Raw genomic sequence first — 15251 nt, 5'->3', positions numbered from 1 at the left:
GCGCCGCGCGGCGGGTGTGTTCACCTGGGCTACCGCGCCGTCGACGAAAGCCGGGCATCCGCCGGGCGGAAACGGGTTGCGAAGCGGCGTCCACTCCGCGTTGGCTCGCCCCCCTCTGCCTGCATCGAGACATCGCGCGCGACTGCCAGGGCGACCAGCACAGGGACGGCCCACAGCCTGGCGTACATGTGCGGGCTGGCGGTGGAAAAGATGAAAAACGTGGTCAGCACGGACAACGCAACTGCGGCCACCAGGCGGTCGTGGCGAAACGCGCTGATCGCGGTGGCCAGTCCAACGAGCATCATCCCCACCCAGCCCAGCAGCGCGGTGATCCCTCCTTCGACCAGCACCAGCAGGTACATGTTGTGCACGGGGGCGCGCAGTTTGCTGACCACGCGATCCTGATCCACGCCGATCCCCACAAGCAGATGGTCGCCCGCCATTTCCCACGCATCCGCTATCAGGGCGACGCGGCCGGTGAACGTGCCGGCTTCGCTGATGTCCCCCGTTTCGATGGCGTCGCCCACCCGCTTCTGAAAGATCTCAGGCGTATATTCGCCCGTCACAACGAGCGATCCCGCCGCGAGCACGAGCAGGATCGCCCATGGCTTGGGCCGAACCGCGCCAACCGTGAGGAAGATCACGATCGCCATGACGCTCGCGGTGAAAGCGGTGAAGGACGCCGAAAAGGTCAGTGCGGAGACCAGGATCGCAACCGACACGACCGTGAAGATGGGGCCGATGAGCTTTTTGCTCGCCAGGTAAAAGGCGAACGGAAGCGTCATTGCGATCACCGCGCCGTTCCAGTTGGCGTCGGTGGCAAACACACCAAGCCGACGGCTGCCCGAGATGAAATCGAGCCCCAACACCTGACGTGCCGTCTCAAATGACATGTCGAACGTGGAGTAAACGATGATGCCGACCAGCTCCATCGCGACCACGCCCAGCAACCACATCCTGGCCAGTATCATCGTATAGCGATGCCCGTGGCCGATGAGCAGAAACGGCAGCACGATCCAGGCGAAGATGTATTGAACGGCAACGATCGTCCAACGGTCGGGACTGCCGCTCGCCACTGATCCGATCAGCAGCCCGGCCAGCATGGTCGTGAACGCGATCAGCCAGGGCGCCGTGAACGGCCCCAGCGGCTCGGCCGGCAGCCGCTTTCGGGTGAGCAATATCCAGCCGCCAAGCAGGAACAGCATGTCGCTCGCCGTGAACATGATGTCGCGCGATGGGCGCCACGACAGGTAACAGGCCAGGAACACCGCCATCGCGATCGGAAGAGGAACCCGGTCGCGGTCGGGAATCGCGCGCCAGCCGCGCCGGGCGCTCAGCGTTGCTGCCTGGTTCAAGCGCGCCGCTCCACCAGCATCGGCTCGGTTTTGCCCGGCGCTCCCTTTCGTGTGCGATAGACCTGTTGGTGGAAGAACCAGCGATAGGGCCATTGCTCAAGGCCCCGATTAACCCAGTGCGCCGCGGCAAAGGACAACAGGATCACCGGGACGGCGAATATCATGACGGACACCGCGCTGTGTTCGGTGAAAAGGCCGTTCGCCGCAAAGATCTTCCGCAGCCCCAGATATACGTAGGGATGGACCAGGTAGAGGCTGTAGCTGACCGTCCCGGTATAGGCGACGAACCGGTTACGCCCGAGCCGGCTGGTGAGACTGCCAGGGGCGACGGCGAAATAGAAATAGGCCCATGACGACAGCATGATCGGCACCAGGACCGGGTTGGCGAAGTCGCTCCAACGATATTCGAAGTGGCCGCGGCTGGCGAAGCCGATCATCAGCGCGAGCGAGGCAAGCTCCCAACGCGGCGCAGCGGCCGTGCCAGGCCGTCGCGAGTACAAGATACGGATCACCACGCCCGCGACGAAGTAGAGTGCGATCGGAAAAGCCGCGATGAATATGGCCGCCGCGGCGATCGCGACGGCTGCCGGCAGCCTGCGCCGGTGACGTACACCGAAATGCACGATGGCGCAGGTCAGCGCATAGAACATCACTTCGAACGACAGGCTCCAGGCGTTGGGCGTGAGCTGTTCGGTTCCCGTAAACAGGTTGAGGAACAGCAGGCCCGATATGATCGCCGTTGCGGAGTTGATGTCCGGATAGGCATTGGTGTGGGCGTTCAACAGGATGAACAGCAACGAGAGCACGAAAAAGAGAGGGTAGATGCGAAGCGCCCGCCGCAGCGCGAACTCTTCGGGTTTGTACCGGATCGCACTCGGGAGGATCACGAAGCCGCTGATGATGAAGAACAGCTGGACGCCGAACGTGCCAAGATACCAGGCGGGCTTTACCGCAGCGACATAGGCGGTGTCGCTGGCATAGATATGCCGCGCTGTGCCCCCAAGGATGTGCGCGCATAGCACCAGGAAGGCCGCGATCCCGCGTAGTCCATGCGCGGCCGCGTTGAATCGGCTCGCCGCGATCGCGTCGGCCAGGGGCGCATCGGCCAAGGGCGCAGGTTCGGTTGTCTGCGACGGCGAAAAGCCGCCGGGGATCGCTGATGCCTGGTCTGCAGCCATGACCCCCTTTGTCTCCCGCTCCCACGGCATGAGCTCGCTGGCTCCGCCGCACGCAGCATAGCCTTCCGCCCCGGCACGCGGTCGGGGCCATTCGGAGCAGAACGGCACTCGAAAGGGGTAGGCTGAGCGGCACGCGCATCGCTGACGGCCACGGCGCTGCGGCCGGCAGGTGTCACTACCCCTTCCGCTCCGTTGCGGTCTGGATTTCGCCTCCATAGTGTCGGTGCAGCCGCGCGGGTGCGTTTCGAACGGTCTCGGGGGAAGAGCCGTATGATGATGGACGGGGACCGGCCGGGGGCGGTGGCTCTCGCCAGCGCAAAGGAGGGGCGGCTCCGTTCTGCCTTGCCATCCGGGCCCGCGCTGTTCGTCCGGCCGGGCGGCCGCGACCGGCTCGACCTCCGCGACGACGGCCTGCCCGCCGATGTCGAACGATCTCTGATGAACCTTCGCGGTGGCCCGGACGTGTGGATCCTGGGAACGTACCTCCGGCTGCGCCGGAAGGGGCTCGACGTCGAACTCGCCAATGATTTCCGCGCGGGCGCGCTCTGTATCGCTCATCGCGATGATGTGCGGCGAAGTGTTTCCACGCTTTGGCGATCGTTCATCGTGTCAGTGCGGGCCGATCGCGAGCGGACGTTCACGTGCGACCTCGAGATTGTCCAGAGCCCCGCGTCCATCGAAACTCCCAACGCGTTCTACATCCTGCACTGGCCTCAACCCGGCCTTCGGCCGCGTGACCCCTCACGAGGCACGCGGCTCGAGCGACTAGGCTATTTTGGCGAGTTGAAGAACCTTGCCGCCGGCTATCGCGATCCGCACTTCCTCTTGGAGCTCGCCGCGTCGGGCGTCGAGTTGGTGGTCCGCGACGATCCCGCGGAGTGGGGCGATTACAGCGACATCGACATGGTGCTTGCCGTCCGCGACGGAACGCCGCGTTTCCTCGCCGCGAAACCCGCTACTAAGCTGTTCAACGCTTGGCTTGCCGGCTGCCCCGCCTTTGTTGGGAATGAGCCGGCCTTCTTCCATCATCACAATTCCGACCTCGACTTCATACCCGTTGGTTCGCCGGCGGAAGTGCTGGCGCAACTAAGGCGGCTTCGCGAGAACCCCGCTCTCTTTCAGCAGCTTATCGAGCGTGCGCAGCTACGGGCAGCTGATGTCACCGAGGACCGAGTGGTCGAGCAATGGGTCGGCTTTATAGGATTCGTTGCTGCGCCCCTCCACGCGGCATGGGCGGCGAGGGCAGGCCCGGGCCGCCGCTTGGGTGCCCAGATGGCGCTCGGCTGGGGGCTCTTTCGGGCCAGTCTGCGCCGGTCAACTCAGCAAAGGGGCTTTGATCTTCACGGCAATGCGGTTGCGGTCGATGCATCACCGTTGCGGCGCATGGCCTGGGCGCTCGACGGCCTGATCTCCCGGTTCGAGCGCGGAAAGGTGCAATGAGCGACCCGCGAGCAACGCCGAACCGCCGACGCCTGATGCTTCGCATGGCATTGAGCACCGCAGCCGGCGTGATCCTTCTTGTCCTACTCGCCCGTGCGATCGACCTCCGCGTGCTTGCGCACACGCTTGGCCAAGCGTCAGCCGGGCCGCTGATCGGCGCGCTGGTCGCGCTGGCGCTGGACTTCTTTTTGCGGGCTGTTCGTTTCTGGCTGATGCTGGAGATCGTGGTCGCCCGACGATTACCCATGCTGCCGAGCGTCGCACCCTTCGTGGCGAGTTTCGGGATGAGCGACATCCTGCCGCTACGGATGGGCGACGGCCTGCGCGTGCTGTGGTTCTCGCGACGCTTCGATCTGCCCGCGGGCGCGGTGGTAGGGGCCATGATCGTCGAACGCGTGCTCGACGTCATCTCGCTGCTGGTGGTCGGATATGTCGCCTTCGCCTGGGTTGGAAGTGCCGGATCCGCCGGGCTTGGCCGGGGAATTCGGCTTGCGGCGGCGATCGGTATCGCGGCCGCCCTGGCCGTGTTGTTCATGCCAGCGCTGGCGACCCGCCTCGCACTGCCGCTGCTGGAGCGTTCGCCACGGCCGCTTGCCAGGACGGCTTCGGGCCTTGTCGCGACAATTGCCGGCGCGATCCGGCAGATCGGAACGGGCAGCCGGCTGTTTGCACTGTTCGGCTTGTCGGTGTTCCTGTGGATGCTGGAAGCCGGGGTCATGTGGGGCGCGTGGGTCGGCCTGGGTGGCTCGCCGGCCGATCTCGCGCCGCCCGCCTTCGCCTTTACCTTCGCGACACTGGGCACCCTTGTTCCCAGCCTGCCAGGGCACTTCGGCGCCTTTGAGTTCGCAGGCGTACAGGCCTTTGCCTATGCCGGTGTGGACCGCTCCTTCGCGACGGCCGTCATCCTGGTCGCGCACCTCATCCTATGGGCACCGACTGCCCTGTTTGCGGTGCTATGGCTGCTGGTGGACGGAAGCGTGGCCGGGCGCACCCGCCGTGAGCCGAAAGATACCGCGCTTCAGGGGCAACCGGTGCGGTGACATGGCACCGGGCGTTGCAAACCCGCGCTGGCGGCAGAACCAGTCATAGCTTTCCCGCAGCATCTCGACGTTAGAATAACGCGGCCGCCACCCCATTCCCAACAGTGGCGCGACATCGAAGTGGCAGGGCCGATCGTACGTCCGATAATGCCAGGGGACGAGCGGCGACAGACCGATGTGGTATAGTAGGCTCAGCACGGCAGCGGCCTGAGCCTTCGGAACAGAGGTCAATTTGGACCGGCTCCCTGCGTAATCGATCAAGGCCTGAAGATCACCCCTGAGCGTCCCGAAACGGTCGGTCCCGACATTGTACGTGCCGGGCCGCCCGGCCTCGAGCGCGAGCATGTAGAAGTCGATCAGGTCATCGGCGTGGACGAACTGCATCGCGTTGTTGCCCGACCCCAGCATCCATACGCGCCGCCCCTGCGCTATCCACTGGAACAGCAGTTCGAAGATGCCGAGTCGTCCCGCGCCAAGCGTGACGCGCGGCCTGATGGTGATGAGGGGGATGCCCGCGCGCCCGCACACCTCCCGAATGACCCGCTCGCCGGCAAGCTTTGAGCGTCCATAGGGCTCGAACGGCTGCTCCGGTGTCGTGGCGGTGATCGCACCATCGGGCGGCATGCCGTAAACGGAGGTGGAACTGATATCGACGACCGCCGCCACCCCGGCGCGCGCGGCGGCTTCTGCGACGATCCTGCTCCCCTCGACATTGACCGCCTGGTACGCCCTGCCCGCGCCCGTTTGCGCGACCAGCGCGGCGCCGTGATGGACGACATCCACGTCCTTCATCGCCGACCCGACGATCGCAGGGTCGGTGATGCTGCCCTGGATGAACTCGATTTCGGCCGGACGGGACGGGTCGGACCACAAATCTAGAATGCGGACCTCATCACCCCTCGCCCGCAGACGCCGCGCGACCAGGTTGCCGATGAAACCGGACCCGCCGGTGATCAGATGCTTCATTCCACCAACTCGCGAACCCGGCTGGGCTGTGCCCGGTGACCACGCCCGACCCCGGCGTCGAGCAGGTGCAGGACGTTGCGACGTGCGATCGCCATTACCGTGCCCTGCGGGTTGACCGAAGTGGGGGTGCACAACAGCGACGCGTCCGCGATATGGAGTCCTTCGGCCCCGCGAACCCGCCCATAGGAATCGGTCGCACACCGTTCCTCATCCTCCCCCATCGGGCACGAGGAGAAGACATGCACCGAACTGAGGCTGCCTTCTTGCCGGACGATGGCGTCGGACAGGTCGTCCAGCTCCCGCTGCGACGTCACCGCCGGGCATCCCGCAACGGCCGGATAGACCCGGACCGCTCCCGCTGCGAATAATGCCCGGCCGAGATCCTTCAGACCCTGCACCAGCCGCGCCCTGTCGGCCCGATCGAACTGAAACGTGACCAGGGGATCGCGGAAAAAGGGCAGGTTGCGCACCTTCGCCTGTCCCCCAGTCGACTGTACATAGTACATGCCCATGCGCCGCCAACAGCTTGCGATCCTCGCCTGAGCCTCCGCATCGGCGTTGAGCGCCAGTGCCAGTGTCGAGGGCGTGCTGACCGAGCAGCCCATGCCGACATCTGGCTCGAACTGCTTGACCTGATGCACCGGATCGAGGTCGCCCGGCTTGTTCACCTCCTCGGGAAACTCCGCCACCATCTTCAGCATCGGATGAAAGCGGAGCGACGAGCCAATGTTGCGACGCATGCCCGACCGCCTCAACAGCGCCGGGGTCTGCACGGCCCCGCACGCGACAAACACCGTGTCGGCTCGAATGGAAACGGGGCGTGAAGCCTGCCCGTCGGCCTGCTGCACAGCCTCGACCTGCCAGCCATTGCCCGATCGCGCCAGGCGCACCGCACGCAACCCGGCTCGCAGCTCCCCGCCCGCCGCGCGGAATCGGGGAACGAAGGTGCGCGACATGGACTGTTTGCCGGCGCTTTCCCCGCCGTAACAATAAAGGCGCCGGGCCTCCACCGCTGCCCAGCCCAGCGCCTCGGCTCCGTCGCGCAGGCGGGTCGAGATGCCTGGCGCTTCACCGGGCAGATACTCGACTCGGGCGATCGCCTCGCACGCCTCGAAATGCGCCGCCATCACCTCCGGCGACAGGTCACGAACCTGGAAGTCACGATGCCACCGGTCGAGCAGGCTGGCCGGCGCGCGGTGATACAAGCCGCGATTGACCTCGCTCCCGCCGCCGACACAGCGCCCCTCGACATAGGCGAGCTTGGCCGGCCCGAACGCAACGCCGATACCGCCGCCCCGGTATTTCTGCGCGATCTCCTGGAGCGAGAATGGCGGTGCCGAGTCGACCGGCAGGTCCGGCCCGTCCTCCATCATCAGCACCGACCGCCCGGCTTCGGCGCACAACAGGCCCGTGACGGCGCCGCCCGGTCCCGAGCCGATCACCAGAACATCGGTGCGGACGGGTTCAGCCATGGCGTGGCAAGGCCGCCCTGCTTTCCGCCAAGCTCCACAGGGCGTGTACGGACAAGATGCGGTAAAAGCCGGTCAGGCTCCGGATCGGTCCGATCGGCAGGCGGTTGAGGCGGCGCACCTGCGCCTGCTGCCTTGCCAGCCCAAGCTGGTGAAACGGCCTGCCGCTGACCGGATACGCAAGTGCATCGAAGAACAGCGTTGCAGCGCGCAACGCCAGGCGCAGATGATCGGGCATACGTCCGGCCGTCGAAAGCAGATGATCGGCAACCGCCTCCTTCTCCCGCTCTGTGACGGGCAGCACGGACTGCTCCGCCAGCAGCGTCGCCGAGAGCGCCCGAACGCACGCCGCGAAGTCCGGGCCCATCAGCGTGGCGATGCCGGCATGAAGCTGGGCGCCGACAGGGTCCCGAGGACGGGAATGTTGACGAAGGAGGTCACCAGCAGCACCGCGGCGGTCACGCCGGATGCGAGCATCAGCCGCTTCGACCGGAACAGTCGCTCGGGCCGTTGGGCGACCGAATTGCTGAGCAGCGACAGCCACAGGTACGAGGCGAACAGGCCCGCGATGAATGGGAACGCCAGCAGGTATTCGAGGCGGTAGCGGATCAGGAACACCGCCAGGAAGAACGCGGACACCATTGCGTACAGGAAGCATGACACGGTCAGGCTCTCTGCCGTGTAACCCGCGAATGACCTGCGGTAGCGGCACAGCATGTCGATCCCGACCCGGGAGGCGATGTCGCGATATTCCGACAGCCGCTTGGCGCCCATCAGGAATGCGCCTGCCGCCCAATAGGCGAGAAAAAGGCTGGCCGGCGGCAGGGTCGTCGGGTCGACCATGGTCCAGCCCAGCGTCAGCCGGATCGGGTTGTTGATCGATTCCGAGATCACGTCGACATAGGCCCGGTCCTTGGTCCGGAACGGGCGTACGTTGTAGAAGACGCCGGACAGCGCGAAGGTCGCTGCGGTCAGCAGAAAGGCCGTGTTGACGAGGCTGGCGAGCAGCAGGCCTCCGCCGATCAGCACCGCATATTCAAGGTAGATGAGCGCGGGCGATAGCTGACGCTGTACCGCGGAGCGCTTCGACTTCTCCGGGTGGAACGCGTCGAACTCCCGGTCCAGCCATTCGTTGATGACGTAGTTCCCACCCGCAATCGCCACCGCGCTGGCAAGGCCGAGCAGGATCAGGAGGGGTTCGATCTCCAGGTACGACCCGCGCAGAACGGATGCCAGGATGATGCCGGGCACGATAAAGACGTGCTTGGTCATGTGATCGAGGCGCGCGATCGCGAGGTAGTCGCGGAACGATGCACTTGATCGTTCGCCGACGGGAACGGCCATCGCTGGATAGTCCGGCGCCCCCGCGGTGCCGGTCGAGAATTGTGCATCCGTCCTCACGGCTGTTTCTCCCTGAGCGAAGCGCCGGCGGTGTAGATGCGCCCGTCGGAGGCGCGGTCAGCGAGGCGCAGGTTCAGTGCCTGGGCCAGCTCCGCCTCGCTGTTCCGGTAATAAGGGCGCCACTGGACCTGGTCGAAAAACACCAGATATCCCGGCCGGCGGTCGAGTTGGCGGCGCAGATCATCGATCTGAGCCGGATAAGGGTGCGCTGGATCGGGCTTCCCCGTTCGTTGCAGCGCGCGCACAGGAAGCCAATGCGCCGGCCGTGCCGTCAGGAATGTGACCGCGTCGGGCGCGTTGCTCCAGATTTCAGCGCCTGCGGGCAGCCTTGAAAGGTGCTGGACCGTGGGCGACTCCTTCCAGGTGCGCGCCGCATAGCCAATGCCGGTGCCGCGCATTTCCCACGTTCTGAGCGTGGTCCGCACGACATGGCCGCCCAGCACCAGGACGCCGAGGCAGGCCAGCGCGAGCGTCAGGGGCTCGCGCGCCGCACCGCCCGGCGAGGCCGTACTCGTCACGATCGTCATCAGCAGCACGGCCGCGACATAGGGCGGAAAGGCGTACCGACCGCTTAGCGCCAGGTTGGCCTCGATCGCGGTCGCGAGCACCATGAAGAGGAGGTAGGCGACGAAAAACGCGGCCAGCGTCATTGGCATCAACTGCACCGCGGCGTCTTGCCCCTGAGCTGGTGACGCCAGCGCCCGGCGGGTGATCCGGGCCGTCAGCCAAGTGCCAGCGACCAGCACTGCCGCCAGCAATGTCACACGCAGCGCGAAGGGTACTTGGTCGGGCAAGAGCCACGCGGTCATGACCGCCAGGCTCCTCCACCACTCGGCCGGGCCCATGGTCCCGTTGAAGGCGAACTCACGGCCCAGTGAGTGGCCGGCACTGGCCTCGCTCGCGGCGGCCCAGCCGACAAACAAGACACCTGCGACGATGCCCAGGACGGCCACCTCGGCCAGCCGCCGGGGCCAGGCATGTTCACGCCTGACCAGCAACGTCAGCGCGAGCGCCGCACCCAGCGGCGGCGCGGTGAACCGGACGAGCGAGCATAGCCCCAGCAGCACGGCACAGCCGACAAGGCCGCCCCAGCTTCCCGTGCCCAAGTATCTCAGAAATGCGAGCAAGGTCGCAAGTATGAAGAACAGGAACAGCGGCTCCGACAGAGCGAGCGCGTGGAGGTAGACGAATTGCGGGGAAAGGATGATCAGCCCGGTACCGATAGCGGTCGGGACGATACGGCCGGTCGTGCGGGCTAACAGGTGCCATACCAGCGCGCTGTTCGCGACCACCAGCGCCAGCCCGACCCACTTGGCCGCAGCCGCCATGCCAAGACCCGTCTGCACCGCCAACGCCAGCGTCCAGGCATAAAGCGGCGCGTCATAGGGGACTTCGTTCATCCCCATGTATCGAGTGGTGTCCGGAAGAACGCCGATGCCCAGCCGCGTGCCCGTCAGGAACAACGCCGCCGATATGGCGATCGCGCCCAGGGCGCCCGCCGTCCATGCACCGGGCGTCGCGACCAAGCCGTACCGCCCGGTCGAACTCTCGCCAGGTTCCGCGGGCGGAGCGAATGCGAGCCGCCCATCAACCGCTGAAACGTCAGAAGACACGGGCGATGTTCTTGGCCACGAAGCGCACGGTCGCATCCGCGATGCCCCTGGTCAGCGTGTCGTCCAGTGCCGCGACCAGCCGGTCGACTTCCGCCGTCCCGATGGTGAAGGGTGGCATGAAGTGCAGGATGTCGCGCGCACCCGGCTGGAAATGGACCAGGATATCGTGGCGCTCGTAGAGCTCCCGGGCGAGCGCCCCGATCAACACCGTCTGATAGGTGCGGAACATCGGGTTGCTGCTGATGTCGACCAGCTTCGCCGCCAGCGCTTGTCCAAAGTTCAGGCGGATCGCCTGAAACAGGCCGCGTCCGCGCACGTCCAATATCGTGCGGGGATGTTTGCGCTGGAGTTCCTGCAGCTGACCGGACAGATGGACGCCCATCTTCTCGGCGTTTTCGATCAGCTTTTCGTCACGCAAGACGTTTAGCGTCTCGATCGCCACCGCGCAGCTTTCGCCAAGACCGCTGAAGGTGGAGCTGTGCAGGTTGCAGTCCTGCTTGTTGCCGTATGCCAGGTCGAACAACCGCTGCGACGTGACCATCGCCGCGACCTCACGCTTGCCGCCGCCCAGCGTCTTGGCCAGCGTGACGATATCCGGCACAGTGCCCTGGTCGTGCTGGAAGGCACAGAACCGGCCCGTCCTGCCCATCCCGACCTTTACCTCGTCGAAGATAGACACGATGTCGTTCTCTCGGCAGATGCGGGTGAAGGACGACAGATAGCCGGGGGGCAGCACCTCGCATGACGTGCCGCGCATCGTTTCAACAATGGCGGCGATGATCGTGTTGCGGCCCTTTGCGTCCGTTTCCGCTCGGATCGCGTCGCGCATCGCGTCGATGTTGCCGTATTCGGTATAGATGATGTTCTCGCGCGGGACGCCGAGCAGGAAGCCGCTCTGCACATCGGTCGCCGTGGTCAGCGACAGCGCGCCATGCGTTTTGCCATGAAAGGCGCCGCGCATGCACAGGAACTTGCGCTTGCCCTTGGGGGTCTGGATGCGCTCGCTCAGCTTCATTGCCGCTTCGTTCGCTTCCGCGCCGGACACCGCGAAGAAAGAGACGCCCAGCGGATCGGGAAGCATTTGGGCGAGGTTATAAGCCAGTGCGCCCTGTAGCTTGTGCGGTGCAAGCTTGATGGAATCGAGGATGTGGCGGTCGTGGCACGCCCGCTCCGCCGCAATGATGCGCGGATGGTTGTGCCCCAGCCCCACGACCCCCAAGCCCGTGTGAAAATCCAGGATGCGCCTGCCGTCGCGCAGCTCGATCTCCGCGCCTTGAGCGCTCACGATATCCATGTCGGCAAGGCCGAGAACATCGAATAGCTGGAGCATGTATTTGTTGAGGTGGCGCTTGTAGAGCTCGTTCGCTTCCGCGCTGGAAAGGTCGAGGCTTTGCTCGAGCGTCAACAGCGCTCCGCCGGCCTCGTTCGACCGAGCCGCTTCCGAAATTTTGAATGCCGTGGCCACCTTGCTTCCTCCCGCCCGAGCATGGCGAGAATAAAGTGATGCCGAAGCGGTTCTATACTCCTCCCGAGGTAGCTGGCCGGGCCGATTGGTCCCCGTCCACTATACCAGCGGATGACCGGCCAGCATCAGCCCGGCGGAAAGCAGGATGGCGGCCATTCCGGCAGCTCCAAGCAGGCCAGCAAGCATGCGACCCGGACGGGGATGGCATACCAGCAGAAGCCCCGCATAGCCCAGAAGCGCGACGGCAATCGTGCCGCCCAGTAAGGCCCCGCCGGCCAATGCGGCGGCAAGCAGGACAAACGATAGTGTCAGGGCCGTGCCGATCCCGATCCTGCCAGCGGCGAGCGGGCCCGAACGCCTGATCGGATGGCGCCGCTCCAAGGCCAGGTCGCCAAGCTCGCCGAGCATGTTGGCGGCGCTGCCGGCCATGCCGAACAGCAACCATGCGATCCCGAAGCGCAGCACCAGATCCGCGCGTCCGTCCTCCGGCGCCGTCAACAAGGGCAGAAACAGCAGCAGGTTTGCAAGCCAGCGACGCGGACGCATCAACCTGACCCAGTCACTTGCGCGCGCGCGATGACACGGGAGCATCGTGGTGGTCAGCCCCTCCCCTTCCAGCCGCATCGCCAGCCGTTTCGATCCGCCGGCCAGCGTTGCCCTGCCCGTTTCGCGCCAGACGGCGATGTCGGACACGCAATCGCCGACATAGTCGAAACCGTCCGGGAAGCGTTCGGCGAGGTATGCGGCCTTGGCACTGCCACGCAGATTGTGTGATCCGTCGCTGCCCGTAGCGGTCTCGAACAGCTTCAACGCCGAACCGACGCCGTCCGCGATGGACTGGTCTGCCGCCGTCACCAGATGCACCGGGTCGCCTGCTGCACGACGTCGTTCGATAAGGCTCAGCACATGCGGGTCGAACGGCAAGGCCGCCCAGTCCAGGACCGAGACTCGCCCAACATGTCGCTTGAACACGGCCCGCCCCCTACGCATCGCCGCCACCGCCCCGACCAGATGCCAGGGCCGGCGAAAGGCGAGCGCTAGCAGCGATTCGTGCAACGTGTCCGTCCGGACAAGGGTGCCATCCAGGTCGACAATCAACGGCAAGGAATGGCGCGGCACCACCGGCGCGCGTCCCGCCTGAAGCTGCTCAGGCGGCACGTCGTCCAACGCTGCGATGGACTGGGCGCCCACCGAAGCCCGACTGTAGAAGCTCGTCATAGATCGCCATCACACCCGCTGCGTGCGTTTCGATGCCGAACCGCTTGCGCGCCTGGATCTGCGCTGTTGATGCCATCTCCGCCCTGCGCCCGCGATCGAGCAGCAGCGAGAGACACGCATCTGCCAACGCCTCCGGATTTTCGGGCGGTACCAGCAGGCCGGTCCGCTCGTGATCGATCGCCTCGACATTGCCACCGGACCGGGTCGCCACCACCGGCGTGCCTACCAGCATCGCCTCGATCAGCGTTCGGCCAAAGGGCTCCTCGACGGCAGGCACCATCAACAGGTCACACCCGGCCAGCCAGAACGGCCCCGGCGCACGGAACCCCAGAAGGTGAACCGCGTCCGTCACTCCGAGCGCTTCCGCCTTGCGCCGCACCTGCGCGTCCATGTCATCCAGCGCTTCGCCCAGGATCACGCCGCGCACGTCGAGCTCCGACGCCTTGCGACGAAGCGCAGCAATGGCTTCAACGAACAGCAGGGGCCGCTTGCGATCGATCAGCACGCCGGAAAACGCGACAAAACAGGAGTTGCGAGCGTCTGGCACGGCGTGCAGCAAGGCCGTGCGTGCCGCCGCCCGACCATGCTGCTGGGTCACGTCGAAGGGGCTGTGGATCACCGTTGCGCGGCTTGCCGCAGAGAACCGGCCTGGCCGCGGTGACGCAAAATGCGACACTGCGATCACCCGGTCCGCGAGCAAGGGGGCGACCAGCCGCAAGCCGGCGCTGTCCGGACTGCTGCGATGGTGCCAGACGAGACGTGCCCCGCTCAGGCGCGCGGCAAGCCCCCAGGTGGCAGAGCTTCGCCCATCGTTGCAGTGAACGATCCCGACCTGCCGCTCGCGCAGGAACCGGGCGAGGTGCAACGAACGCGCTGCAACCGACAGCACCGGTCCGGGCCCAAGCCGCCGGCCATGCGCCAGCTCCGCAGAAGCGGGAGCCCGTTCGACCTCGACGCCAGCCTCGCGGAACAATCGGCCGACCGCGCCGTCGGGATGCTGCAGGAGCACCAGCGGCGTGAACCGGCTGCGGTCCAGCGCCCGGATCAGCCCGCAGGCGGAGATATGGCTGCCGCCGACCAGTTCGCCCACGAATGGGAAGGCGACCACGGTGGGGGCACGATCCGTCACCGCGCCCATTCACCCGGCAGGGGCGTCTGGAACACCAGCCATTCGACCTCCGACCCGCCGCCAAAACGATCAACGGCCGTCAGCCGCCGCCCATCGGCGGACACCTGGAACAAGGTCGCGACATGGTGACCGCCCGTTGACCGCACCACCAGAAGCCAGGCGCCCGGGCCGGACAGGTAGCTGACGCAATTGTGCAGCGCCCGTCGCAGGTCGGGCTCATTGAAGTAATCGCGGTTCAGGACGTTGGCGACCCGGACGAAGTTGAACCTGTTGCGATACTGTTCGGTGGGTACCAGGATGTCGTTCTGTTCCACCGAAACCCGGCGATCGTTCGCCAGCCGCGGGCTGACCAGTCGGACGGAGCGAACCTGATCGGTGCCGCGCTGCAACTCCCGCCGCGCGCGATTTCCGGCTATCCTGTTCAGGAGGTTGCGGACGAACAACATTCCCGTCAGGTAATCGGCGCGCCGCCGCCAGGGCCGGACGGCAAGCCCGAGCACGTCATGCTGCAGCGGAAAGCCCGCGTCATCGACCAGCGCTCTGACGCCCGGCAGCACCGGCACGATGTGCGCGGTCAACGACAGGTCGGTCCCCGTCACGGCCGCATCATACCCGGCCTTGTGCAGCCGTTCCGACAGGGCCAGCGTCGCACCGCCCGACGAGATGCCAATGTCGAGCACGTCCCGGATCGATGTCTCGGCGGCCGCGAAACAGCGGATGCACACGTCGTCCAGGTCGCCGAACCGGTCGGTCGCGGTTCGCTTGAAGGTGGCGTTACGGGTTTTCAGGTCGGTGAAGAATCGGTCTTCCAGTTCGACCGAGTCGCCACCAGGACCAGCAAAGAAACGCGCCGCAGTGATCACGAAGGCAGCCCTCCCCCCGCCTTGGTAGCGTGCCACTCCGGCGTTGGGACGTTGCTCTTTTGAAGTACGTCGGCTGGGCGAGTGCGCGACCATCCCCGATAAAGCAGGGTCGCC

13 protein-coding genes are annotated in these 15251 nt (G+C 65.9%); 2 read left to right on the top strand and 11 right to left on the bottom strand.

Annotation, left to right across the window (positions count from 1 at the left end):
• Positions 1-29 precede the first annotated feature (29 nt).
• Together FHS94_RS05540 and FHS94_RS05535 are read right to left on the bottom strand one after the other, a co-directional pair.
• Positions 30-1355, bottom strand: coding sequence for an O-antigen ligase family protein (locus FHS94_RS05540; RefSeq protein ID WP_184055525.1), 1326 nt, complete (start codon positions 1353-1355; stop codon positions 30-32).
• A complete protein-coding gene (locus FHS94_RS05535) occupies positions 1352-2533 on the bottom strand; it encodes an acyltransferase family protein (RefSeq protein WP_184055523.1) in 1182 nt (393 codons plus the stop codon). Before FHS94_RS05535 ends, FHS94_RS05540 begins: the two co-directional genes overlap by 4 nt.
• 273 nt (positions 2534-2806) lie before the next feature.
• Between FHS94_RS05535 and FHS94_RS05530 the strand changes: the two genes are divergently transcribed.
• The gene (locus FHS94_RS05530) at positions 2807-3973 is read left to right on the top strand and encodes a glycosyltransferase (protein ID WP_184055521.1); all 1167 of its coding nucleotides are present in this window, start codon (positions 2807-2809) and stop codon (positions 3971-3973) included.
• Positions 3970-5013 (top strand): lysylphosphatidylglycerol synthase transmembrane domain-containing protein, encoded by a 1044-nt coding sequence (locus tag FHS94_RS05525; RefSeq protein WP_184055519.1) that lies wholly within the window; start codon positions 3970-3972, stop codon positions 5011-5013. The genes FHS94_RS05530 and FHS94_RS05525 overlap by 4 nt, the downstream gene beginning before the upstream one ends.
• Here FHS94_RS05525 and FHS94_RS05520 read toward each other — a convergent pair.
• The 9 genes from FHS94_RS05520 to FHS94_RS05480 all read right to left on the bottom strand — a co-directional run bounded on the left by FHS94_RS05520 (position 4927) and on the right by FHS94_RS05480 (position 15137).
• Complete coding sequence (locus tag FHS94_RS05520) at positions 4927-5979, bottom strand: NAD-dependent epimerase/dehydratase family protein (RefSeq protein ID WP_184055517.1); 1053 nt, start codon at positions 5977-5979, stop codon at positions 4927-4929. The two genes, FHS94_RS05525 and FHS94_RS05520, sit on opposite strands and share 87 nt — an antisense overlap.
• On the bottom strand, positions 5976-7451 hold the full coding sequence (locus tag FHS94_RS05515) for a GMC family oxidoreductase N-terminal domain-containing protein (protein ID WP_184055515.1): 1476 nt from the start codon (positions 7449-7451) through the stop codon (positions 5976-5978). Before FHS94_RS05515 ends, FHS94_RS05520 begins: the two co-directional genes overlap by 4 nt.
• Positions 7444-7815: a hypothetical protein gene (locus FHS94_RS05510; protein WP_184055514.1), complete on the bottom strand. Its 372-nt coding sequence runs from the start codon at positions 7813-7815 to the stop codon at positions 7444-7446. Before FHS94_RS05510 ends, FHS94_RS05515 begins: the two co-directional genes overlap by 8 nt.
• Positions 7815-8849, bottom strand: coding sequence for a UbiA family prenyltransferase (locus tag FHS94_RS05505; RefSeq protein WP_221234581.1), 1035 nt, complete (start codon positions 8847-8849; stop codon positions 7815-7817). Before FHS94_RS05505 ends, FHS94_RS05510 begins: the two co-directional genes overlap by 1 nt.
• Positions 8846-10462: a glycosyltransferase family 39 protein gene (locus FHS94_RS05500; RefSeq protein ID WP_184055512.1), complete on the bottom strand. Its 1617-nt coding sequence runs from the start codon at positions 10460-10462 to the stop codon at positions 8846-8848. Before FHS94_RS05500 ends, FHS94_RS05505 begins: the two co-directional genes overlap by 4 nt.
• Positions 10452-11927 carry an aminotransferase class III-fold pyridoxal phosphate-dependent enzyme gene (locus FHS94_RS05495; protein ID WP_184055509.1) on the bottom strand — a complete coding sequence of 492 codons (1476 nt, stop codon included), beginning with the start codon at positions 11925-11927 and terminating at the stop codon, positions 10452-10454. Before FHS94_RS05495 ends, FHS94_RS05500 begins: the two co-directional genes overlap by 11 nt.
• 99 nt (positions 11928-12026) lie before the next feature.
• Entirely contained in the window at positions 12027-13118 is a 1092-nt protein-coding gene (locus tag FHS94_RS05490; protein ID WP_184055508.1) for a hypothetical protein, read from the bottom strand.
• Positions 13075-14283: a glycosyltransferase family 4 protein gene (locus FHS94_RS05485; RefSeq protein ID WP_184055506.1), complete on the bottom strand. Its 1209-nt coding sequence runs from the start codon at positions 14281-14283 to the stop codon at positions 13075-13077. The genes FHS94_RS05490 and FHS94_RS05485 overlap by 44 nt, the downstream gene beginning before the upstream one ends.
• A complete protein-coding gene (locus FHS94_RS05480) occupies positions 14271-15137 on the bottom strand; it encodes a hypothetical protein (protein ID WP_184055504.1) in 867 nt (288 codons plus the stop codon). Before FHS94_RS05480 ends, FHS94_RS05485 begins: the two co-directional genes overlap by 13 nt.
• Positions 15138-15251 lie beyond the last annotated feature (114 nt).

Origin of the sequence: Sphingomonas aerophila (assembly GCF_014199305.1) — a bacterium.
In the GTDB taxonomy this organism is placed as follows: Bacteria; Pseudomonadota; Alphaproteobacteria; order Sphingomonadales; family Sphingomonadaceae; genus Sphingomonas; species Sphingomonas aerophila.
The sequence above is the reverse complement of the archived record's forward strand: the minus strand, read 5'-3'. Positions and strand labels throughout refer to the sequence as shown.

Excerpts from the sequence above, each read along its gene's own strand:
- FHS94_RS05535 (WP_184055523.1), bottom strand. The coding sequence starts at position 2,533 with ATGGCTGCAGACCAGGCATCAGCGATCCCCGGCGGCTTTTCGCCGTCG.
- FHS94_RS05530 (WP_184055521.1), top strand. The coding sequence starts at position 2,807 with ATGATGGACGGGGACCGGCCGGGGGCGGTGGCTCTCGCCAGCGCAAAG.
- FHS94_RS05525 (WP_184055519.1), top strand. The coding sequence starts at position 3,970 with ATGAGCGACCCGCGAGCAACGCCGAACCGCCGACGCCTGATGCTTCGC.
- FHS94_RS05520 (WP_184055517.1), bottom strand. The coding sequence starts at position 5,979 with ATGAAGCATCTGATCACCGGCGGGTCCGGTTTCATCGGCAACCTGGTC.
- FHS94_RS05515 (WP_184055515.1), bottom strand. The coding sequence starts at position 7,451 with ATGGCTGAACCCGTCCGCACCGATGTTCTGGTGATCGGCTCGGGACCG.
- FHS94_RS05510 (WP_184055514.1), bottom strand. The coding sequence starts at position 7,815 with ATGGGCCCGGACTTCGCGGCGTGCGTTCGGGCGCTCTCGGCGACGCTG.
- FHS94_RS05485 (WP_184055506.1), bottom strand. The coding sequence starts at position 14,283 with ATGGGCGCGGTGACGGATCGTGCCCCCACCGTGGTCGCCTTCCCATTC.